This is a genomic window from Sphingomonas oryzagri (assembly GCF_029906645.1).
GTDB classification, from domain to species: Bacteria; Pseudomonadota; Alphaproteobacteria; order Sphingomonadales; family Sphingomonadaceae; genus Solisphingomonas; species Solisphingomonas oryzagri.
On record NZ_JARYGZ010000001.1, the window covers coordinates 1,665,967 to 1,687,305 of the forward strand.

The following is a 21,339-nucleotide window of genomic DNA, read 5'->3' on the forward strand; positions in this document are numbered from 1 at the left end:
GTTTTACCGATGAGAACCGCCCCGGCGCGCCGGGGCGTGCCCGATCAGGAACCCGCCACGGCCGGCGGCGCCTGCTCATGTTCGTCGGGCAGACTGGCGAGAAGTTTCTGCGCCTCGTCGCGACGCGGCCCCGGATGGGGCGCGAACGCCACCGGCCGCAGCAATGTCACCGCCGCGCGATAGCGCTTGAGCGCGATCTCCTCCCTTGCCAGCATCAGCCGCACCTGCTCGTCCTGCGGCGCGAGTTGCTGGGCACGCTCCAACCCCTGCACCGCCAGCGCGGTCGGCTGCAGGCCGTGATCGGCGAAGCTGCGATAATAAGCGATCAGCGGCATCGGATCGTCGGGCGCCGCCCGGTTCGCGGCCACGATCTCCTTGCGCCCGTCAAGCACCGCGGACATGTCGCCGGGCTTCGCGCCGGCGATGATCGCCATGCCGAGGGCGAGGTGCGCGCGTGCATCGCCGGGCTGCACCTTCAGGATCGCGGATGCCGTCTCGCGAGCAGCATCCATTTGCCCTGCGGCCAGTTCGCACTCCGCGACGATCGTCTGCAGGGCCATGTCGTCCGGCTGCTTGCGGCCAGCGACCCGCGCATCGGCGGCAAGCTGGTCCGCATGGTGCTCGACGGATATCTTGTCGGCGATGCCCGGCTTCGAGGTGGCAAGCCAATCCTCGTCATTCTGCAGCCAGCGTAGCCGGGGGACGAGCTTCGTGAGCGCGACCTCGCCTGCGCTCGCCGGGCGGACGGAGACAACGCCGCTCGCCGGAGCGTCGACTGCCGCATAGGGCAATTGATGCGGCGCGAAATAGGTGCGGAGTTCCTTGTCCATGTCCTGAATGGACACATGGAAGGCCGCCTGGAACGCAGCTTCCTCCCCCATTCCGCCGCTCCGCGCCTTCAGATAGGCGGAAATCTGCCCGCCGCGCCTGCTGGACAAGGTCAGATAATGGACCAGCAGCCATGCGCGGGCATAGAGTTCGGACGTCTGCGCGACGGTGAGCGCCTTGTCGCCCGGCGCCAGCAGATATGGCAGGGATGTGGTCCAGTTCAGCATCAGGTCGTTGATGCGCAGTGGCTCGGGCTGCCCGATGTTCGCGCCCGTGTCGGTAATCTGGGTGGTGGAATAGAATTCGGCGAAGCCTTCCACAAACCACGGCGAATAGAGCGCAGGGAAATTCTGCAGCATGAAATGATGCGCATATTCGTGGAACAGCACGATCTGCGGAACGCCGGCGGTGGATATGCCATAGACCTTGCGCGGCACGACAGCGAACGGCCCCGCCGCGAACGAGGCGTAATAACCCAGGATATTGGAACCCATGCCGACATCGCTGGGATCGGTGACGACGTAGATGGTCAACGGCGGCACGGACGTGTCGTCCTGTATCCCGGTGATATGGTGGAGCAGCGCATCATAGCGTTCGAGCTGCCCCGCGAAGCTCCGCAACTGCGCATCGCTCTGGTTGGAAAAGATCCTGAAGTGGGAGGATGATGCGACCAGCATCGGCGCGGCCTCCGCGGCCCATGGGCACAGCACGAGCATCAGCCCGCACACAACTCGCGCAATCATCACAACCCCCTGTTTTCGCTATGACTGTCGCGGCTGGAGCGCCCCTGTCAATCTCCCGCACAAGAAAAGGGCCGGAGCATCGCTGCCCCGGCCCTTCCCTTTCACTTCGGACGAAGCGGTGGGACTTAGAAGTCCATGCCGCCCATGCCGCCCATGCCGCCGGGCATCGCCGGCATCGCGGGCTTGTCCTCGGGCAGCTCGGCCACCGAAGCCTCGGTGGTGATGAGCAGGCCGGAGACCGAGGCGGCGTCCTGCAGCGCGGTACGGACGACCTTGGTCGGGTCGATCACGCCGGCGGCGACGAGGTTCTCGTACGTCTCGGTCTGGGCGTTGAAGCCCAGCGTCTCGTCATTGCCCTCGATCAGCTTGCCGGCGACGACGGCGCCGTCCACGCCCGCATTCTGGGCGATCTGGCGGACCGGAGCCTGCAGCGCCTTGCGGACGATGTCGATGCCGCGGGTCTGGTCGTCGTTGACGCCCTTCAGGCCGTCGAGCGCCTTCGTCGCGTACAGCAGCGCGACGCCGCCGCCCGGAACGATGCCCTCTTCCACGGCCGCGCGAGTCGCGTGGAGAGCGTCGTCGACGCGATCCTTGCGCTCCTTCACCTCGACCTCGGTCGCACCGCCGACCTTGATCACGGCCACGCCGCCGGCCAGCTTCGCGAGGCGCTCTTGGAGCTTCTCGCGATCGTAGTCGGAGGTCGTGATCTCGATCTGCTGGCGGATCTGCTCGACGCGGGCCTTGATCGAACCCTCTTCACCGGCGCCGTCGACCAGCGTGGTGTTGTCCTTGTCGATCGAAACGCGCTTGGCGGTGCCGAGCATGTTGAGCGTCACGGACTCGAGCTTGATACCGAGATCCTCGGAGATCACCTCGCCCTTGGTCAGGACGGCGATATCCTCGAGCATCGCCTTGCGGCGATCGCCGAAGCCCGGCGCCTTGACGGCCGCGACCTTCAGGCCGCCGCGCAGCTTGTTCACCACGAGCGTGGCCAGAGCCTCGCCCTCGATGTCCTCGGCGATGATCAGCAGCGGACGGCCCGACTGCACCACCGCCTCGAGGATCGGCAGCATCGCCTGCAGCGACGACAGCTTCTTCTCGTGGATCAGGATGAACGGGTCGTTGAGCTCGACCGACATCTTCTCCGGGTTGGTGATGAAGTAAGGCGACAGGTAGCCGCGATCGAACTGCATGCCCTCGACGACGTCCAGCTCGAACTCGAGGCCCTTGGCCTCCTCGACGGTGATGACGCCTTCCTTGCCGACCTTCTCCATCGCTTCCGCGATCTTCTGGCCGACTTCCTCGTCACCGTTGGCCGAGATGATGCCGACCTGGGCGACCTCGTTGGTGCCCGAGACGGGCTTCGAGCGGGCGGCGATGTTCTCGACGACCTTCGAGACGGCGAGATCGATGCCGCGCTTTAGATCCATCGGGTTCATGCCGGCGGCCACCGACTTCATGCCCTCGCGCACGATCGCCTGGGCGAGCACGGTCGCGGTGGTGGTGCCGTCGCCGGCCTTGTCGTTCTGCTTCGAGGCCACTTCGCGCATCATCTGCGCGCCCATGTTCTCGAACTTGTCCTTCAGCTCGATCTCCTTGGCGACGGTGACGCCGTCCTTGGTGATGCGCGGGGCGCCGAACGACTTGTCGATCACGACGTTGCGGCCCTTGGGGCCGAGGGTCACCTTCACCGCATCGGCGAGGATGTCGACACCGCGCAGCATGCGCTCACGGGCGTCACGCGAAAACTTGACGTCTTTCGCAGCCATTTTGAATTCCTTATCTTAGAATATCTTGAGAGACAGTCTTGAGGCGCCGGCTCAGCCGATGATGCCCAGGATGTCCGATTCCTTCATGATCAGCAGGTCCTGCCCGTCGATCTTGACCTCGGTGCCCGACCACTTGCCGAACAGGATCTTGTCGCCGGCCTTGACGTCCAGCGGGGTGACCTTGCCGGTCTCGTCCTTGACGCCGGCACCGGCGGCGACGACCTCGCCCTCCTGCGGCTTTTCCTTGGCGGTGTCGGGAATGATGATGCCGCCGGCCGACTTCTCTTCGGCTTCGACGCGCTTCACGAGCACGCGATCGTGCAGGGGACGGAAGTTCATGTGAGGCTACCCTTTCCTCGGTGTGCTACCGCCGCCTCGCCTTCCTCTCGGGAAAGACTCGGCACCGGCATTGATGGCGTTGTTAGCACTCCCCATCAGTGAGTGCCAGCGCGGGATATGGCGTCCGCTTCGGCAGCGTCAAGGCGACCTCGCAGGGAAATTTTCAAGTCGCCGGACGTAATGCGTGCCTGCGCCGGGACGGGCCGATTGCCAGCGCGCCGCCCATCCTCTAGCCCGGCTGCAAGACGGAAAGGTGACGGCACGTGAAGCGCTTCCTGAAGGGCCTGTGGAAATTCCTCGTCGGCGTGAAGGACGCGCTGGTGCTGCTGGTGTTGCTGCTCTTCTTCGGGTTGATCTTCGCGGGCCTTTCCGGCGGCAAGGACAAGATCCCGTCGGGCGGCGCGGCGCTGGTGCTCGACCTTAACGGCAGCCTCGCCGAACAACCCGCCGACGTCAGCGCGACCGACCTGATCTCCGGCGGCGGCGGTTCGGACATCAACCAGTATCGTCTGCGCGACGTGATCCGCGCGGTGGAGGCGGCGGCCGACGATGATCGGGTGAAGGCGGTCGTCCTCGATCTCGACGGTTTCACCGGCGGCGGGCAGGCGGCGATCAGCCAGGTCGGCGACGCGCTGGATGACGTCCGCGCCAAGGGCAAGCCGGTACTCGCCTTCGCCCTCGCCTATGACGATGCCAGCTACCTGCTCGCCTCCCACGCCAGCGAGGTGTGGATGGACCCGATGGGCTCGGTGCTCACCGCAGGTCCCGGCGGATCGCAGCTCTATTACAAGGGCCTGCTCGACAAGCTGGGGGTCACCGCGCACATCTACCGCGTCGGCAAATACAAGAGTTATGTCGAACCCTACACCCGCACCGAGGCCTCGCCCGAGGCCAAGGAGGAGGACAAGGCGCTGATCGATGCGCTGTGGGGCCGCTGGCAGAGCGAGGTCGCCAAGGCACGGCCCAAGGCGCACTTTGCCGACTATCTCGCGCAGATCACGTCGGGCCAGCTTCCCAACACTACGCTCGCCCAGAATGCGGCGGCGCATGGTCTGGTCGACCAGCTCGGCGACCGCATCGCGTTCGGCCAGCGCGTCGCGAAGATCGTCGGCACGCCCGACAAGGCCGCGCCCGGCGCCTACAAGGCGATCCAGCTCGCCGACTGGGTGCAGGCCAATCCGGTCGACACCTCCGGCGCCGCGATCGGCGTGCTGACCGTCGCGGGCGACATCGTCGACGGCAAGGCGCCGTCGGGCACGGCGGGCGGCACCAGCCTTGCCGACGCGCTCGGCAAGGCGGTGGCCAAGGGCGACCTCAAGGCTCTGGTGGTCCGCGTCGATTCCCCCGGCGGATCGGTGACCGCATCGGATCGCATCCGCTCCGCCATCCTCGCCGCCAAGGCCAAGGGGTTGCCGGTGGTGATCTCGATGGGCAACGTCGCGGCGTCGGGCGGCTATTGGGTCTCGACCGCGGGCGACGTGATCTTCGCCGATCCCGACACGATCACCGGGTCGATCGGCGTGTTCGGCATCATCCCGACCTTCGAAGGCGCGCTCTCCAAGGTCGGCCTGTCGGCGGACGGGGTCGGCGCGACGCCGCTCTCCGGCCAGCCGGACGTGCTGCGCGGCACCACGCCGGTGGTCGACAATCTCATCCAGGCGGGCATCAACCAGACCTACGCGCACTTCACCGGCATTGTCGCGCAGGCGCGGCACATGCCGGTCGAGAAGGTCGACGAGATCGCGCAGGGCCGCGTGTGGGACGGCGTAACCGCCAAGCAGATCGGCCTCGTCGATCGCTTCGGCGATCTAGACGACGCGATCGACGAGGCAGCGCGCCGCGCGAAGCTCGATCCGGACAAGGTGCACCCGGTCTACATCGAGCGCGAAACCTCCGCCTTCGTGCGCTTCATCCGGATGCTCACCGGCAACAGCAGCAGCACCGACGACGGCACGGCCGCGGTCGGCCCCTTCGGTGCGCTGACGCAGAAGCCGGACCTGACGCTGGCCCGCGCGCTGGGCGATGCGCGCCGTATCCTGACCGGCCCGGCCGTGCAGGCGCGCTGCCTCGCCTGCGGCGACGAGCCGCCCTCCCCCGCCGACGTCCGCGCCGCCCGCGCGATGATGGCCAAGGCCGCGCTGTGAGCCTGACGATACGGCCGGTGACCCTCGATGATGCCGAGGCGATCGCCGCGATCTACCGGCCCTATGTCACGGACACGGTGATCACCTTCGAATTCGATCCGCCCGACGCGGCCGAAATGCGCGCGCGGATCGAACGGATCACGCCGACCCATCCGTGGCTGGTGGCGGAAGTGGACGGCGCGGTGCTGGGCTACGCTTATGGCTCCGCCTACCGCACCCGCGCCGCCTATCGCTGGGTGGCGGAGACAGGCATCTACGTGGCCGAGGCGGCGCGGGGGCGCAGGATCGGAACGCCGCTTTATCAGGCGCTGCTCGACGAGCTTCAGCGGCGCGGCTTCGTCGCGGCGATGGGCGTGATGACCGCCGGCAACCCCGCCAGCACCGCGCTGCACGAACGCCTCGGCTTCGTCGATACCGGCACCCAGCCCGGCATCGGCTTCAAGCATGGCGGCTGGCACGACGTGGTGTTCTGGCAGAAGGATCTGGCCGGGCGGACGGCAGAGCCGAGCGAGCCTCTCGCCTAGCTCACCCCTTGTAGCCCGGCAGCGCCAGCCCCCGCGCGATCGATCCGGCGCGCAGGCCGAAGCCGATCACCACCGCGATCACCATCGGCCAGGGCGCGATCATGCCGAGCAGGGTCAGCCCCACGAACAGCCCCGCGGCGACCGCCGCCGCCGTGACGTACAATTCGCGCCGCAGGATGATCGAGGGAACGCCCGCCACCACGTCGCGGACGATGCCGCCCATGCACGCCGTCACGACCCCCATGATCGCGGCGGGCAGCGGCGGGATCCCGAAATGCAGCGCCTTCCCCGCGCCGTAGACGGCATAGGCCGCCAGCCCCACTGCATCGCACCAGTCCAGCGCGCGCTCCGGCCACCAGCGGCGCGGCACCAGCCACACGATCGCGGCAGTGGCGAGACAGATGAGCACCGGTGCCGGATCGTGCATCCAGAAGACCGGCGCGTCGATCAACAGATCGCGCGTCGTGCCACCGCCCGTCGCGGTGACGATCGCGAAGAAGCAGGCTGCCACGATATCGCGTTGGGCCCGCGCCGCCGCCAGTGCGCCCGATGCCGCGAACACCGCGAGGCCCGCCCGATCGAGCCAGGGGAGCCAGGGACTGAGCCCGACGAAGGGGAGATGGGAGTGCATCGCCCTCCCTCTACTCGGTTCGGCCCGAACGGGTTAGGGGAAGCCATGGATATTTCCGCCATCATCGCGAACATCGTGGAGGAAATGCGCGCCGCGCCAGATCGCGGAACGGTGGCGCGCTATATCCCCAGCCTCGCAGAGATCGATCCGGCGCAGTTCGGCATCGCCATCGTCACCGCCGACGGCGAAACCTTCACCGGCGGCGATGCCGAGACCGGCTTCTCGATCCAGTCCATCTCCAAGGTCTTCTCGCTCACGCTGGCGCTGGGCAAGATCGGCGACCGGCTGTGGAGCCGCGTCGGCCGCGAGCCGTCGGGCAACGCCTTCAACTCGATCGTCCAGCTGGAGGCGGAGAAAGGCATACCGCGCAACCCGTTCATCAACGCCGGCGCGATCGTACTCGCCGACGTCAACCTCGCCGGCTATCGCCCGCGCGAGGCGATCGGCGAGCTGGTCCAGTTCGTCCGCTACCTCGCCTCGGACGACGGCATCGCCATCGACGAGACGGTCGCCCGATCCGAGGAGGAAACCGGCGAGCGCAACCGCGCGCTGGCCCACTTCATGAAGTCTTACGGTACGCTCCACCATGCGCCCGAGATGGTACTCGGCACCTATTTTCACGCCTGCTCGATCGAAATGAGCTGTCGGCAGCTGGCGCAGGCCGGGCGTTTCCTGATGCTCGGCGGGCGGCATCCGGAGGGCGGCCGCGTCGTGCCCGATCGCCGCGCGCGCCGCATCCTCTCGCTGATGCTCACCTGCGGCCATTACGACGCGAGCGGCGACTTCGCCTTCCGCGTCGGCATGCCGGGCAAATCGGGAGTCGGCGGCGGCATCCTCGCGGTGGTGCCGGGCAAGGCATCGATCGCGGTTTGGTCGCCGGGGCTCAACGCCAGCGGCAACTCGCAGCTCGGTGGCCTCGCGCTCGAAAGGCTCGCGGAGGCCACCGGCTGGAGTGTCTTTTCCGCCTAAACCGCGCGGCGGCCCGTGATCAGCTGCACCACGATCACGACCAGCGCGATCACCAGCAGCAGATGGATGATCCCACCGGCGACGTGCAGGCTGAATCCCAGCAGCCACAGTATGATGAGGATGACGGCGATCGTCCAAAGCATGGTTCTTCTCCCTGCACCCGCCACCCAGACGGCGGGAAGACTTTCAAAACGCCACGCCTTTCAGTCCGTTCCGAATTTCGTGACGGGCTGACAACGATTGAATTGGCGGTTAATGGGAGAAGGGCTGCAGCGGGGGCGCGCATGGACATCCACAAGGTCAAACCGGTCCACGGCTGGCGGGAGTTTTTCGGCGAGGTAGGCATCATCGTGCTGGGCGTGATGATCGCGCTCGGCGCCGAGCAGATCGCCGAGATCCTGCACTGGCGCGAACAGGTCCTCGAAGCGCGCGACACGATGCGATCGGAGTTGCGGGACGAGGCCGTTCTCGCGATCGAGCGCAAGGCGATGGCGGCTTGCGCGCTCGCCTATCTCAAGTCGGTGGATACCGTCGTACGGACCGGGAAGTCGATCGATCCGAACACCCACCCCGATATCCCAGTCCGGATCTGGACGACCGATGCGTGGACAGTCGTGACCACGTCGCAGGCGTCCGCGCATATGAAGCCGGATGAAATGCTCGAATATGCCGGCCAGTTCTCGGCAATCCGGATCATGGCGAACTGGAACGAGCAAGAGACGCAGTTGCTCTCCGATCTGGAGGCTCCGGCTATCGATGCGACCGGGCGGGATCGCATTCTCCTCGCGTCCGCGCGGCTGCGTTCGCTGAATCGGTGGATGGTGATCGCGTCAGACCAGTATCTCGCCAATATCGGTGAAATGGGTATCCGGCCGCTTTCCGAAAACGTCGCCGATATTCGGCACGGCCGGGATCAATGCGGCCTCGGCGCGGACGGCAAGCCGCTCGCCGCGCGGCCGGAGTGGCCGACGACCTGAGGCGGATCAGCGCGCCACGCCGCCCAGCACGTCGGCGATCGCGCACAGCGCCTGCGGGCGGATCTGCACGCCGAGATGGCCGCTGCGTATCTCGATGCAGCGCAGCCCCGGTTCGTCCGGCGCGCGGCAGATCAGGCCGTTGACGAGGCCGTCGCTGCGGCTCCAGATCGCGGTGGCCGGAACGGGCAATGGCCGGGCGATCTCCCGCCGCCGCGCCACCACGCCGGCGTCGTCCAGTCGTTCACCGGTCAGCCACTGGAACTGCCGCCACACCCGCGTCGCGCGGGGATCGCCGGCATAAGGCGAGGCGACGGTGATCACCTCGCGGACGAGATCGGGGCGGCGATGCGCGACGAAACGCGCCATGATACCGCCCAGGCTGACCCCGACCAGCGTGACCGTCTCGCCCGTCTCGTCATGGAGCTTCGCCACCTGCGCGATCAGCCGGTCGCCCTCTGCGCCACCGATCGCCCGCGCGCCGAAATTGCGCCCAAGCCCCCAGCCGACCGCGCGATAGCCCAAACGATTGAGATAACGCCGCATCGGCGCCATCGACCGGTCCGAATTGACCAGCCCCGGCAGCAGCATCACGGGCCGCCCATCGCCCTTCGGCGCTGTGGCAAGCATCCGTCGCGCCGGCAGCCACGAAGCAATGGCGAGCGCGGCGCGCGGCACCTCGACCGCCCACTGGCCGAAGCTCGGCGGGCGGTCGCGATCCTCGCTGTGTGCGGCCTCAGATATGGATGGGCTTCCCCGTCACGGCCATCGCCGCTTCCTTCACCGCTTCCGAGTGGGTCGGGTGGGCGTGGCAGGTGTAGGCGATGTCCTCGCTGGTGGCGCCGAACTCCATCGCCTGCGCGGCCTGCGCGATCATCGTGCCGGCCACGCTTGCGATGCACCACACGCCGAGCACGCGATCGGTCTTGGCGTCGGCTATGACCTTTACGAAGCCGTCCGGCTCATGGTTGGTCTTGGCGCGCGAATTGGCGAGCATCGGGAACTTGCCGACCTTCACCTCGCCGCGCTCCTTGGCGGCTTCTTCGGTGAGGCCCACGCCAGCGATCTCGGGCATGGTGTAGACAACCGACGGGATGACGTCGTGGTTCACAATGCCGGTAAGGCCGGCGATGTTCTCGGCGACCGCGATGCCCTCGTCCTCGGCCTTGTGGGCGAGCATCGGGCCGGGCACGACGTCGCCGATCGCCCAGATGCCCGGCACCTTGGTGCGGAAATCATGGTCGATCTCGATCTGGCCGCGCTTGTTGACCGCGAGCCCCGCCTTGTCGAGCGCAAGGCCGTCGATGTTGGGCTTGCGGCCGATCGAGACGAGGACGACGTCCGCCTCAATCGTCTCGGCAGCGCCGCCGGCGGCCGGCTCGACGGTGAGCGTCGCCTTGCCGCCATCGACCTTCACGCCGGTCACCTTGGTCGAGAGTTTGAACTCCAGACCCTGCTTCTTCATGATCTTGTTGGTTTCCTTGCGGACCTCGCCGTCGAAGCCCGGCAGGATCTGGTCGAGGAACTCCACGACGGTGACCTTGGCGCCAAGGCGCTTCCACACCGAACCCAGCTCCAGCCCGATCACCCCGCCGCCGATCACGACCATCTTCTCGGGCACCTTGGCGATCTCCAGCGCGCCGGTGCTGTCGACGACGACCTTCTGGTCGATCTCGACGCCCGGCAGCGGGGTGACCGAGGAGCCGGTGGCGATGACGATGTTCTTCGCGCGCACGGTGCGATCGCCGACCTGCACCGTATCGGTGCCGGTGAAGGCGGCATGGCCCTTCAGCCACTCGATCTTGTTCTTCTTGAACAGGAATTCGATGCCACCGGTCAGGCCCTTCACCGCATCGATGCGCTGGCCCTGCATGGTGTCGAGGTCCAGCTCGACCTGCGTCTTGATGCCCAGCTTGGCGAGATGGCCGTTGGCGGCCGCGTCATACAGCTCGGAGGCGTGCAGCATCGCCTTGGAGGGAATGCAGCCGACGTTGAGGCAGGTGCCGCCGAGCGTCGCGCGGCTTTCCACGCAGCCGGTCTTGAGCCCCAGCTGCGCCGCGCGGATCGCCGCGACATAGCCGCCGGGCCCGGCACCGATCACGAGGACGTCGAAGTCGTAGTCAGCCATTTCATCAAACTCCCGTGCATTCGGGCGGGCGAGACCCGCCCGCCCGATGCGCCACCCGGATATATAGGAACTTACAGGTCGATCAGCAGCCGGGTCGGATCCTCGATCGCATTCTTCAGCGCGACGAGGAAGGTCACCGCCTCGCGGCCGTCGATCAGGCGGTGATCGTAGCTGAGCGCGAGGTACATCATCGGGCGGACGACGACCTGGCCGTTCACCACCACCGGACGATCCTCGATACGGTGGAGGCCCAGCACCGCCGACTGCGGCGGGTTGATGATCGGGGTCGACATCAGCGAGCCGAACACACCGCCGTTGGAGATGGTGAAGGTGCCGCCCTTCATCTCTTCCATCTTCAGCGTGCCGTCCTTGGCGCGCTTGCCGAAATCGCCGATCGTCTTCTCGATGCCGGCGACCGACAGGTCCTGCGCATCGCGGATCACCGGCACGACCAGGCCATTCGGGGCCGAGACGGCGACCGAGACGTCGACATAATCGTGATAGACGATCTCGTCGCCCTCGATCGATCCGTTGACGGCGGGGATGTCGCGGAGAGCCTGCACGGCGGCCTTCACGAAGAAGCCCATGAAGCCGAGGCGGACGCCGTGCTTCTTCTCGAACAGATCCTTGTATTTGGCGCGCGCCTCGATCACCGCGGTCATGTCCACGTCGTTGAACGTGGTGAGCATCGCGGCGGTGTTCTGCGCTTCCTTCAGGCGCTTGGCGACCGTCTGGCGCAGACGCGTCATCTTGACGCGCTCTTCCTTGCGACCACCCGACGAGGCCGGAGCCGACGCCGCCGGAGCAGCGGCCGGCTTGGAAGCGGCGGCACCCTCGATATCGACGCGGGTCACGCGGCCATCGCGGCCGGTGCCGGTGACGGTGGACGGATCGATGCCGGTCTCGCCCGCGGCGCGCTTGGCGGAAGGCGCCAGCGCATCGCTGGTCTTGCCCGAAGCGGCGGGCGCCTGCTGCGCGGCGGTGGCCGGAGCGGCCTCCTTCTTCTCTTCCGCCTTGGCCGGAGCGGCGGCGGCACCGCCCTCTTCGATCGTCGCGAGCAGCGCACCGACCTCGACCGTGTCGCCCTCGTTGACGACGAGCGCGCCGATCACGCCGGCAACCGGGGCCGGCACCTCGATCGCGACCTTGTCGGTCTCCAGGCTGGCGATCGGCTCGTCGACCTTCACGGCTTCGCCGGGCTTCTTGAGCCACTGGCCCAGCGTCGCCTCGGTGATCGATTCGCCGAGTGTCGGCACCTTCACATCGGTGGTCATTTGATTGTCCTGCTTTCTAGGATTCGGTTCTTAGGCGGCCTTGGCCGGCGACGAAGTTTCGGAAGTGTGACCCAGCGCGTCGGCGACGAGCTTCTTCTGCTGGGCGGCGTGGCGCTTGGCCGATCCGGTCGCGGTGGCGGCGGACGCCTCGCGGCCGGCATAGACCGGGCGCTGCGGCTTGCAGCCGGCATCGACCATGCACTCTTCGACGAGGTCCTGCGCAAAGTTCCAGCTGCCCTGGTTCTTCGGCTCTTCCTGCGCCCAAACCACCGTCTCCACGTTGGTATAGGCCTTGAGCTGCTCGACGATGACGTCGCTCGGGAACGGATAGAGCTGCTCGACGCGCAGGATGACGGTGTTGGCATCACCCGCCTCGTCGCGCGCATCCATCAGGTCGTAGGCAACCTTGCCCGAGCAGAGCACCACGCGGCGCACATCCTTGTCGGCGGGCGCCTTGGGATCGAACAGCACGCGGTGGAAGCGGCTGTCGCCGGTGAAGTCCGCGATGGTCGACACCGCCGCCTTGTGGCGGAGCAGCGACTTAGGCGTCATCACGATCAGGGGCTTGCGGAAATCGCGGACCATCTGACGGCGCAGCATGTGGAAATAGTTGGCCGGCGTCGTGCAGTTGGCGACCTGCATGTTATCCTCGGCGCACATCTGGAGATAACGCTCCAGACGGGCGGAGGAGTGCTCCGGCCCCTGCCCCTCATAGCCGTGCGGCAGCAGCATCACGAGGCCATTGGAGCGCAGCCACTTGCTCTCCGAACCCGAGATGAACTGGTCGACCATCACCTGCGCGGTGTTGGCGAAATCGCCGAACTGCGCTTCCCACATCACCAGCGTCTTGGGCGCGGTGGAGGCATAGCCGTACTCGAAGCCGAGCACGCCATATTCGCTGAGCGGGCTGTCGAGCACCTGGAAGCTGCGATCGACCTCGGACAGCGGGAAGTAGCGGTGGCCGTCCTTCTGGTCGTTCCAGCCGGCATGGCGATGCGAGAAGGTACCGCGCACGCAATCCTGGCCGGACAGACGCACGCCATAGCCGTCGAGCAGCAGCGTGCCGAACGCCAGCGCCTCGCCGGTCGCCCAGTCGAAGCCCTCGCCGGTGGCGAACATCTGCTTCTTGGCGTCCAGCACGCGGGCCAGCGTCTTGTGCAGGTGGAAGCCCTCTGGCGCTTCCGTGAGGATCGGCACCAGCTTGTCGATCTGCGCCTGCGGCACGGCGGTCGCACCGGCGCGGCGGCCGAGCTCCTTGGCCTGCTGCAGACCGGCCCACTCGCCCTCGAACCAGTCGGCCTTGTTGGGCTTGTAGCTCTTGCCCGCCTCGAACTCCTCGTCGAGCATCGCGACGACGCGGCCTTCCTCGTCGGAAACCCACTTGTCGTCGATCACGCCCTCGGCCTTCAGGCGCTCGGCATAGATGGCGGAGACCGGCGGATGCTTGCGGATCTCGTCATACATCAGCGGCTGGGTGAAGCCCGGCTCGTCGCCCTCGTTATGGCCGAAGCGGCGATAGCACCACATATCGATCACGACGTCGCGCTTGAAGGTCTGGCGGAAATCGGTCGCCAGCTTGCAGGCGAAGGTGACCGCCTCGGGATCGTCGCCGTTGACGTGCAGGATCGGCGCCGAGACCATCTTGGCGATGTCGGTCGGGTACGGCGACGAGCGCGCGAACTGCGGCGAGGTGGTGAATCCGATCTGGTTGTTCACGACGAAGTGGATCGTGCCGCCCGTCGAATAACCGCGCAGACCGGAGAAGCCGAAGCACTCCATGATCACGCCCTGCCCGGCGAAGGCGGCGTCGCCGTGCATCAGGATCGGCAGCACCTTCCCGCGCTCGTTATCCTTGAGCTTGGTCTGCTTGGCGCGCGCCTTGCCGAGCACCACCGGGTCCACCGCCTCGAGGTGCGAGGGATTGGCGGCGAGCGACATGTGGACCTTGATCCCGTCGAACTCGCGGTCGGTCGAGGTGCCGAGGTGATACTTCACGTCGCCCGAACCGCCGACATCCTCCGGGTTCGCCGAACCGCCGGCGAACTCGCTGAACACCGCGCGGTACGGCTTGCCCATCACGTTGACGAGGACGTTGAGACGGCCGCGATGCGGCATGCCGAGCTCGATCGCCTCGACACCGGCCGCGCCGCCATATTTGATGACCGCTTCCAGCGCCGGCAGCGCGCTCTCGCCGCCGTCGAGGCCGAAGCGCTTTGTGCCGACATATTTCTTGCCGAGGAACTTCTCGTACTGCTCGCCCTGGATCACCTTGGCGAGAATCGCCTTCTTGCCCTCCGGCGAGAAGATGATCTCCTTGTCGCGGCCTTCCATGCGCTCCTGCAGGAAGCGGCGCTCCTCGACGTCGCCGATGTGCATGTATTCGAGGCCGACATGGCCACAATAATTGCGACGCAGGATGTCGACGATCTCCCGCACGGTGGCGCGATCGAGGCCGAGCGTGCCGCCGAGGTAGATCGGGCGATCGAGATCGGTTTCGGTGAAGCCGTGATATTCCGGCGTCAGATCGGCCGGCAGATCCCGCTTGGTGAGGCCCAGCGGGTCGAGGTTGGCGGCGAGGTGGCCGCGCACCCGGTAGGTGCGGATCAGCATCATCGCACGGATCGAGTCGAGCGCGGCGGCCTCCACGGCAGCGCCGGACGGCGCCGCCTTGGGAGCTTCCTCGGCCTGCGGAGCCGCCTTAGCGGCGCCGGGCTTGGCCGGCTTCGGCGCCGGCTGCATCTGGGTGGGGTCAAGCCCGGCGGTCAGTTGGTCGGTGTCGGTCAGCGGCCAGTTCGAGCGCTGCCAGCTGGGGCCGGATACCGCCTGCTCGACCGAGCGGAAGTAATTGCCCCAGGTGGAGTCGACCGAAGCCTCGTCCCGCTGCCAGCGCCGATACAGATCCTCGACGAACGCGGGGCTCGCCCCCGCGAAATCGATATCCTGACCTTCGTAACCCATGTCACCGTCCTCGCACGCCCGGCTGGGAACGCTATCAGCCGGGCCTTCTACCGTATTTGCGTCGGCCCCATGGTCGGCGCGTTGTAATCGTTCAGCCCTTCAGGACGCGGGAGAGCGTCACACCGAGCTCGGACGGGCTGGGCGAGACGACGATGCCCGCCGCCTCCATCGCCGCGATCTTGTCCTCGGCGCCGCCCTGGCCGCCCGAGACGATCGCACCGGCATGGCCCATGCGGCGGCCCGGAGGCGCCGTGCGGCCCGCGATGAAGCCGACCATCGGCTTCTTGCGACCCTTCTTGGCCTCGTCGATCAGGAACTGCGCCGCTTCCTCTTCGGCCGAGCCGCCGATCTCGCCGATCATGATGATCGACTTGGTCGCCTCGTCGGCGAGATAGAGCTCGAGCACGTCGATGAAGTTGGTGCCGTTCACCGGATCGCCGCCGATGCCGACAGCGGTGGTCTGGCCGAGGCCCTCGTTGGTGGTCTGGAACACGGCCTCATAGGTAAGCGTGCCCGAGCGCGAAACAACGCCCACCGAACCCTTCGAGAAGATGCTGCCCGGCATGATGCCGATCTTGCACTCGCCCGGCGTCAGCACGCCAGGGCAGTTCGGGCCGATCAGGCGCGACTTGGAGCCGGAGAGCGCGCGCTTCACGCGCACCATGTCGAGCACCGGGATACCCTCGGTGATGCAGACGATCAGCGGGACCTGCGCGTCGATCGCCTCGAGGATCGAGTCGGCCGCGAAGGGCGGCGGCACGTAGATCACGGACGCATCGGCGCCGGTCTTGGCGACGGCCTCGTGCACGGTGTCGAAGTTGGGCAGGCCCAGTTCCTCGTGCATCGTGCCGCCCTTGCCCGGCGTCACGCCGCCGACCATCTGGGTGCCGTAGTCGAGCGCCGCCTTCGTATGGAAGGTGCCGGTCTTGCCGGTCATCCCCTGGGTGATGACCTTGGTGTTCGCATTGACGAGGATCGACATTCTTCTTCCTGTCCCTTCAGAAATCGGTCGGCGCGATCATTGAGAAACGACGGTTTCGCCGTTGCTCTTCTGATGCACCTGCAATGAGTTTTGGGGGCTGAGCCCCGTGCTGGGCGAAACCGGCGTGCCGTTGCGCGTCACATCCGGCGTCGCGCGCAGCACCGTCCAGCCGTCGACCATGGCCGACTTGATCTCGTAGCCCCGCGCCGCGATGCCGAAGGCCTGGATGCCCTCCGTACCGCCGGAATCGATCGAGGAGTCGTTCGGCGCCAAGCCCGCAATGTCGGTGATGGCGCGACGGGCATCACCGAAATGATTGCCCTTCCACACCACCGCGCAGGACGCCGACATGACGCCGCGCTGATCGGGCTTGGCGATGAACAGATAGGTCTCGCCATCGCTGCCGATGCGGTAGACGTCGTTGGGGACGTCCGACACCGGCAGCGGATCGAACAAGGTACCGGCGCGATGATCGGCGAACGGCGCGCCAAGGCTGAGCGCCTCGCGGGCATTGGGCGGCATCCGCCGATAATCCTGCCGCGTGACGACCTTGCCCGGCAGATGCCCGCCGCCATTGGTGCACATCTGCTTGAAGAGCGGCACGGGATCGAGCGACGCCGGTTCCGGAAACTGCGCCATCGCAGGCGCAGCCAGAGCGGCAAGGCCGCACACCATCGCAATCGAACGAACCCGTGCCATCACAACACTCCTCAGTTGAGGCTGGAGTCGATGCCCTTGCACGCCACCAGCAGCTCCTTCACGGCGTCGACCGACACCTGCAGGTTACCCTTGGCCTCCTCGTCGAGCTCGATCTCGACGACCTTCTCGACGCCGCCGGCGCCGATCACCGCCGGCACGCCGACATAGAGACCGTCAACACCATATTCGCCCGAGACATAGGCCGCGACCGGAAGGATGCGCTTCTGGTCGTTCAGATAGGCCTCCGCCATCGCGATGCCCGATGCGGCCGGCGCGTAGAAGGCCGAGCCGGTCTTGAGCAGGCCGACGATCTCGCCGCCGCCGCCGCGCGTGCGCTTCACGATCTCGTCGATCTTCTCCTGGGTGGAGAGGCCCATCTTGACGAGATCCGGCACCGGGATGCCGTTGACGGTCGAATACTGGACCACCGGCACCATCGTGTCGCCGTGGCCGCCGAGCACGAAGGTGTTCACGTCGCGGATCGAGACGCCGAATTCCTGCGCGAGGAAGGTCGAGAAGCGCGCCGAGTCGAGCACGCCCGCCATGCCGACCACCTTGTTGTGCGGCAGGCCGGAGAATTCGCGCAGCGCCCACACCATGGCGTCGAGCGGATTGGTGATGCAGATCACGAAGGCGTCGGGCGCGTGCGCCTTGATGCCCTCGCCCACCGCCTTCATCACCTTCAGGTTGATGCCGAGCAGGTCGTCGCGGCTCATGCCGGGCTTGCGCGGCACGCCGGCGGTGACGATGATCACGTCGGCGCCCGCGATATCGGCATAATCGTTGGTGCCGGTGATCTTGGCGTCGAAGCCCTCTACGGGTCCGCACTGCGAGAGATCGAGCGCCTTGCCCTGCGGCACGCCCTCCACGACGTCGAACAGGACGACGTCGCCCAGTTCCTTCTGCGCGGCCAGGTGGGCGAGCGTGCCACCGATGTTGCCAGCGCCGATGAGCGCGATCTTCTTGCGTGCCATTATGCCTCCACGGGTAGAACTGAACGTGGGCGCGGCCGCGCGAGAACCGGCGGCCAGCCGGAAAAGCGGGGTCCACCTAGACCCATGATCGCGCGGGGGCAACCGCTCTGACAGCGCTTTCTGTGGTTTTTTGTTGCGGCTGCTCACACGCTTGGCGAGGGCGGCTCGCCATCGGCCACGTAACGGCGTTCGCCAGTGGCCTGGTCGGCCCATACCGTCATCGCCTGGCCGGTCTCCGGATCGACGAAGCGCTCGCCCGTCGGGCGGAACCGCGCATCGGGCGAAAGCCCCGCGCGGCCGGCATGATAACGCCGCTCGTACATGCAGCCGAAGGCGAACAGCAAGGCCATCGCCAGCATCGGCCAGCCGGCGCGATCCTGCCAGGTCATCGCCAGCCCGAAGGCGACGAACACGATCGAGACGACGGCGATGACCGATCGCAGCATCGCCTCAGGCTTCCGGCTCGATGATCGCGGCGGTGCCGTAGGCGACGACCTCGTTCATCGTCTGGCCGATCGACCCCGAGTCGAACCGCATCATCACGACCGCGTTGGCCCCCATCAGTGTCGCGTTCTGGATCAGTCGGTCGACCGCATGGCGTCGCGTCTCTTCGACGAGCGCGGTATACTCCTTGATCTCGCCGCCGATGATCGAGCGCAGCCCGGCCGCGATGTTGCCGCCGATCCCGCGAGAGCGGACGACCACGCCAAATACTTGGCCCAGCGTTGCGACGGTCCGGTGGCCCGCGACTTTCTCGGTGGTGGAAACGATCACGCCTTCGGGCATCCGGCCCTCCCCTGTTGCTCAGGTGAAGATAGCAGTCCCCCTCCCTGAAAGGGAGGGGTTAGGGGTGGGTTCTTCTCAGGATCGCGATGCGCCCGCCTCAGGCGAACCCACCCCCGCCCCCTCCCTTTCAGGGAGGGGAGAAGGCCTCAGGAAACGCCGTGGCCCTTCGCCAGATAATCTGCCGACTGCATTTCCATCAGGCGCGAGACGGTACGCTCGAACTCGAAGGCGTCGTCGCCGCCCGCATACAGCTTGCCGGGTTCGGCATCGGCGGCGGCGAGCAGTTTCACGCCGTGCTCATAGAGCGTATCGACCAGCAGCTTGAAGCGCGTGGCCTCGTTGCGCCGGTCGGCATCGAACTGCGGGATGCCGACCACGATCACCGTATGATAGCGCCGCGCGATGGCGAGATAGTCCGGCACGCCGCGCGGCTCGCGGCACAGGCGCGCATAGGAGAAGACAGCGACGCCCTTCAGGCTCTTGGGCACGTGCAGCGTCCGCCCGCCGGGCACCGCGATATCTTCCGACGGCACGTTGGCGCGATCCTCGACGGGGAAGTCGGTGAGGCGGAAGAAGGCGCGGCTCAGCGCCTCGGTCGCGGCCTTGCCGTTGGGCACGTACCAGGTCGGAAAGCCGGCGAGGCGCGCGAGGCGGTAATCGGTCTCGCCGTCCAGCGCGATCACGTCGAGCTTCTCTTCCAGCAGTGCGATGAACGGAAGGAAATGCTCGCGATTGAGGCCGTTCTTGTAGAGATCGGCGGGCGCGCGGTTGGACGTCGCCACCACCGTGACGTCATGGCTCATGATCCGCGTGAACAGACGGCTGAGGATCATCGCATCGGCCGAGTTGGTGACGATCATCTCGTCGAACGCCAGCAGCCGCGCCTCTTCCGCGATCGCGTCGGCGACCGGCATCACCGGGTCCGCCACTTCGCGCGATCGCTCGACGCGCAGCCGCTCGTGCACCTCCTGCATGAATTCGTGGAAGTGGACGCGGCGCTTCTGCCGGATGTCGGTCTGCGCGAAGAACAGGTCCATCAGCATGGATTTGCCGCGCCCCACCCCGCCCCACAGGTAGAGCCCCTTCACCGGCTCCGGCCGCTTGCCGAGCACCCGCCACAGCACCGTGCCGCGCTTGGGCGCCTGCTCCAGCGCGGCGGCGCAGGCGTCGAGCCGCTGCGCGATCGCGCGCTGGGCGGGATCGGGGCGCAACTCGCCGGCGGACACCAGCGCGTCGTAGCGGGAAAGGACGCGGCTCATCGCCTCAGCCCGTCGGGCGGGACATCTTGCGCAGCGTCGCCTGATAGGTGAGCACCACGCGATCGCCCTGCTCCAGCTGGCCGCGTACGAACATCAGCCGGCCGGTCTCGCTCACGATCTCGACCACGCAATCGAGCGGCATGTCGGGACGGCCGGGCGCGACGAACTGGGTGGAGATACCCAGCGTCACCGAGTGGCCGCCCATCGGCAACCGCCCCGCCGCGATCGGCCCCATGAAGATGGCGTGATCGAGGAAGGCGAGCATGAAGCCGCCATGCAGCGCATCGGCGTTGTTGGTGCGATCGAAACCGGTTTCGATGCGGACGCGCGAGACGCTTTCGCTCTCCTTGCGCGCCCTGATCCCGCGAAAGATGCTGTTGAAGCGGCCGTCGTCGTAGGTGACGCCGATGAAGCCATCGGCGTCGGCGGCCTCCATGCGGGGCTCGCCGGCGCCGTCACCCATTCCGGGGCTGATCGCCATGGATCAGACCGCGCGCTCGACTTCCATCTTCTTGATCTCCGCGATCGCCTTGGCGGGCGAGAGACCCTTGGGGCAGACATTCGCGCAGTTCATGATGGTGTGGCAGCGATAGAGGCGAAACGGATCTTCCAGCTCGTCCAGACGCTCGCCGGTCATCTCGTCGCGCGAGTCGGCCAGCCAGCGATAGGCCTGCAGCAGGATCGCCGGGCCGAGAAAACGGTCCGAATTCCACCAGTAGCTCGGGCACGAGGTCGAGCAGCAAGCGCACAGGATGCACTCGTAGAGGCCGTCCAGCTTCTCGCGATCCTCCGGCGACTGCAGGCGCTCCTTGCCGGCGGGCGCCGGGGTGACGGTCTGCAGCCACGGCTTGATCGAGGCGTACTGGGCGTAGAAGTGGGTGAGGTCCGGAACCAGATCCTTCACCACGTCCTGGTGCGGCAGCGGCGTGATCTGCAACTCGCCCTTGCCGCCGCCGCAATCCTCGATCGCGGTGGTGCAGGCGAGGCCGTTCTTGCCGTCCATATTCATCGCGCACGAACCGCAGATGCCCTCGCGGCAGGAGCGGCGGAAGGTGAGCGTCGGATCGACCTCATTCTTGATCTTGATCAGCGCGTCGAGGACCATCGGGCCGGTCTCGTCGAGATCCAGCTCATAACGATCGTAGCGCGGATTCTCGCCCGAGTCGGGATCGTAGCGGTAGATCTTGAAGCTGCGCTTCTTGGACCCGCCGGACGTGGACTTGTAAGTCTTGCCCTTGCCCTTGATCTTCGAGTTCGCGGGGAGAGAGAATTCGGCCACGAGACGATCCTTTCGCGTTCGCTTCCCCGTTAGCGCCCCGTGGCCGCGTGTCAAACCGCTATGTTGCACCGCGCTAAAC

General features: G+C 66.8%; 21 protein-coding genes. 4 read left to right on the plus strand and 17 right to left on the minus strand.

The window, feature by feature from the left end:
- Positions 1 to 44 precede the first annotated feature (44 nt).
- The 3 genes from QGN17_RS08130 to groES all read right to left on the minus strand — a co-directional run bounded on the left by QGN17_RS08130 (position 45) and on the right by groES (position 3,679).
- Positions 45 to 1,571, minus strand: a complete 1,527-nt coding sequence (locus tag QGN17_RS08130) for a tetratricopeptide repeat protein (RefSeq protein WP_281043979.1) — start codon at positions 1,569 to 1,571, stop codon at positions 45 to 47.
- Between the two features lie 125 nt (positions 1,572 to 1,696).
- Positions 1,697 to 3,340: a chaperonin GroEL gene (groL, locus tag QGN17_RS08135; RefSeq protein ID WP_281043980.1), complete on the minus strand. Its 1,644-nt coding sequence runs from the start codon at positions 3,338 to 3,340 to the stop codon at positions 1,697 to 1,699.
- A gap of 51 nt (positions 3,341 to 3,391) precedes the next feature.
- On the minus strand, positions 3,392 to 3,679 hold the full coding sequence (groES, locus tag QGN17_RS08140; protein ID WP_281043981.1) for a co-chaperone GroES: 288 nt from the start codon (positions 3,677 to 3,679) through the stop codon (positions 3,392 to 3,394).
- A 263-nt stretch (positions 3,680 to 3,942) separates the two neighbouring features.
- Here groES and sppA point away from each other — a divergent pair, with 263 nt between their 5' ends.
- Together sppA and QGN17_RS08150 are read left to right on the plus strand one after the other, a co-directional pair.
- Positions 3,943 to 5,823, plus strand: coding sequence for a signal peptide peptidase SppA (gene sppA / locus QGN17_RS08145; RefSeq protein ID WP_281043982.1), 1,881 nt, complete (start codon positions 3,943 to 3,945; stop codon positions 5,821 to 5,823).
- The gene (locus QGN17_RS08150; protein WP_281043983.1) at positions 5,820 to 6,347 is read left to right on the plus strand and encodes a GNAT family N-acetyltransferase; all 528 of its coding nucleotides are present in this window, start codon (positions 5,820 to 5,822) and stop codon (positions 6,345 to 6,347) included. The genes sppA and QGN17_RS08150 overlap by 4 nt, the downstream gene beginning before the upstream one ends.
- Before the next feature lies 1 nt (position 6,348).
- On the opposite strand, the gene QGN17_RS08155 is transcribed toward QGN17_RS08150, so the two are convergent.
- Entirely contained in the window at positions 6,349 to 6,978 is a 630-nt protein-coding gene (locus tag QGN17_RS08155) for a trimeric intracellular cation channel family protein (RefSeq protein WP_281043984.1), read from the minus strand.
- A gap of 45 nt (positions 6,979 to 7,023) precedes the next feature.
- Between QGN17_RS08155 and QGN17_RS08160 the strand changes: the two genes are divergently transcribed.
- On the plus strand, positions 7,024 to 7,947 hold the full coding sequence (locus tag QGN17_RS08160) for a glutaminase (RefSeq protein ID WP_281043985.1): 924 nt from the start codon (positions 7,024 to 7,026) through the stop codon (positions 7,945 to 7,947).
- Here the strand turns inward: QGN17_RS08160 and QGN17_RS08165 are convergent.
- The gene (locus QGN17_RS08165; RefSeq protein WP_281043986.1) at positions 7,944 to 8,090 is read right to left on the minus strand and encodes a lmo0937 family membrane protein; all 147 of its coding nucleotides are present in this window, start codon (positions 8,088 to 8,090) and stop codon (positions 7,944 to 7,946) included. The genes QGN17_RS08160 and QGN17_RS08165 overlap by 4 nt on opposite strands.
- Positions 8,091 to 8,231: 141 nt before the next feature.
- Between QGN17_RS08165 and QGN17_RS08170 the strand changes: the two genes are divergently transcribed.
- Complete coding sequence (locus tag QGN17_RS08170; protein WP_281043987.1) at positions 8,232 to 8,924, plus strand: hypothetical protein; 693 nt, start codon at positions 8,232 to 8,234, stop codon at positions 8,922 to 8,924.
- Positions 8,925 to 8,930: 6 nt separating this feature from the next.
- Here the strand turns inward: QGN17_RS08170 and QGN17_RS08175 are convergent, their stop codons facing one another.
- From QGN17_RS08175 to QGN17_RS08230, 12 genes are all read right to left on the minus strand, one after another.
- Positions 8,931 to 9,551, minus strand: a complete 621-nt coding sequence (locus QGN17_RS08175; protein WP_281043988.1) for an esterase/lipase family protein — start codon at positions 9,549 to 9,551, stop codon at positions 8,931 to 8,933.
- A gap of 106 nt (positions 9,552 to 9,657) precedes the next feature.
- Positions 9,658 to 11,049 carry a dihydrolipoyl dehydrogenase gene (gene lpdA, locus QGN17_RS08180; RefSeq protein ID WP_281043989.1) on the minus strand — a complete coding sequence of 464 codons (1,392 nt, stop codon included), beginning with the start codon at positions 11,047 to 11,049 and terminating at the stop codon, positions 9,658 to 9,660.
- A gap of 71 nt (positions 11,050 to 11,120) precedes the next feature.
- Entirely contained in the window at positions 11,121 to 12,323 is a 1,203-nt protein-coding gene (odhB, locus tag QGN17_RS08185; RefSeq protein WP_281043990.1) for a 2-oxoglutarate dehydrogenase complex dihydrolipoyllysine-residue succinyltransferase, read from the minus strand.
- A gap of 30 nt (positions 12,324 to 12,353) precedes the next feature.
- The gene (locus QGN17_RS08190; RefSeq protein WP_281043991.1) at positions 12,354 to 15,281 is read right to left on the minus strand and encodes a 2-oxoglutarate dehydrogenase E1 component; all 2,928 of its coding nucleotides are present in this window, start codon (positions 15,279 to 15,281) and stop codon (positions 12,354 to 12,356) included.
- A 91-nt stretch (positions 15,282 to 15,372) separates the two neighbouring features.
- Complete coding sequence (gene sucD, locus QGN17_RS08195; protein WP_022690100.1) at positions 15,373 to 16,263, minus strand: succinate--CoA ligase subunit alpha; 891 nt, start codon at positions 16,261 to 16,263, stop codon at positions 15,373 to 15,375.
- A 36-nt stretch (positions 16,264 to 16,299) separates the two neighbouring features.
- Entirely contained in the window at positions 16,300 to 16,962 is a 663-nt protein-coding gene (locus tag QGN17_RS08200) for a hypothetical protein (protein WP_281043992.1), read from the minus strand.
- Between the two features lie 11 nt (positions 16,963 to 16,973).
- Complete coding sequence (mdh, locus tag QGN17_RS08205) at positions 16,974 to 17,936, minus strand: malate dehydrogenase (RefSeq protein ID WP_281043993.1); 963 nt, start codon at positions 17,934 to 17,936, stop codon at positions 16,974 to 16,976.
- Positions 17,937 to 18,079: 143 nt separating this feature from the next.
- On the minus strand, positions 18,080 to 18,382 hold the full coding sequence (locus tag QGN17_RS08210; protein WP_281043994.1) for a hypothetical protein: 303 nt from the start codon (positions 18,380 to 18,382) through the stop codon (positions 18,080 to 18,082).
- Between the two features lie 4 nt (positions 18,383 to 18,386).
- On the minus strand, positions 18,387 to 18,722 hold the full coding sequence (locus tag QGN17_RS08215) for a heavy metal-binding domain-containing protein (RefSeq protein ID WP_281043995.1): 336 nt from the start codon (positions 18,720 to 18,722) through the stop codon (positions 18,387 to 18,389).
- A 146-nt stretch (positions 18,723 to 18,868) separates the two neighbouring features.
- Positions 18,869 to 19,981, minus strand: a complete 1,113-nt coding sequence (zapE, locus tag QGN17_RS08220; protein ID WP_281043996.1) for a cell division protein ZapE — start codon at positions 19,979 to 19,981, stop codon at positions 18,869 to 18,871.
- 4 nt (positions 19,982 to 19,985) lie between these two features.
- Entirely contained in the window at positions 19,986 to 20,462 is a 477-nt protein-coding gene (locus QGN17_RS08225; protein WP_281043997.1) for a PaaI family thioesterase, read from the minus strand.
- Between the two features lie 3 nt (positions 20,463 to 20,465).
- Positions 20,466 to 21,260 carry a succinate dehydrogenase iron-sulfur subunit gene (locus tag QGN17_RS08230; protein WP_281043998.1) on the minus strand — a complete coding sequence of 265 codons (795 nt, stop codon included), beginning with the start codon at positions 21,258 to 21,260 and terminating at the stop codon, positions 20,466 to 20,468.
- Positions 21,261 to 21,339: the final 79 nt, after the last annotated feature.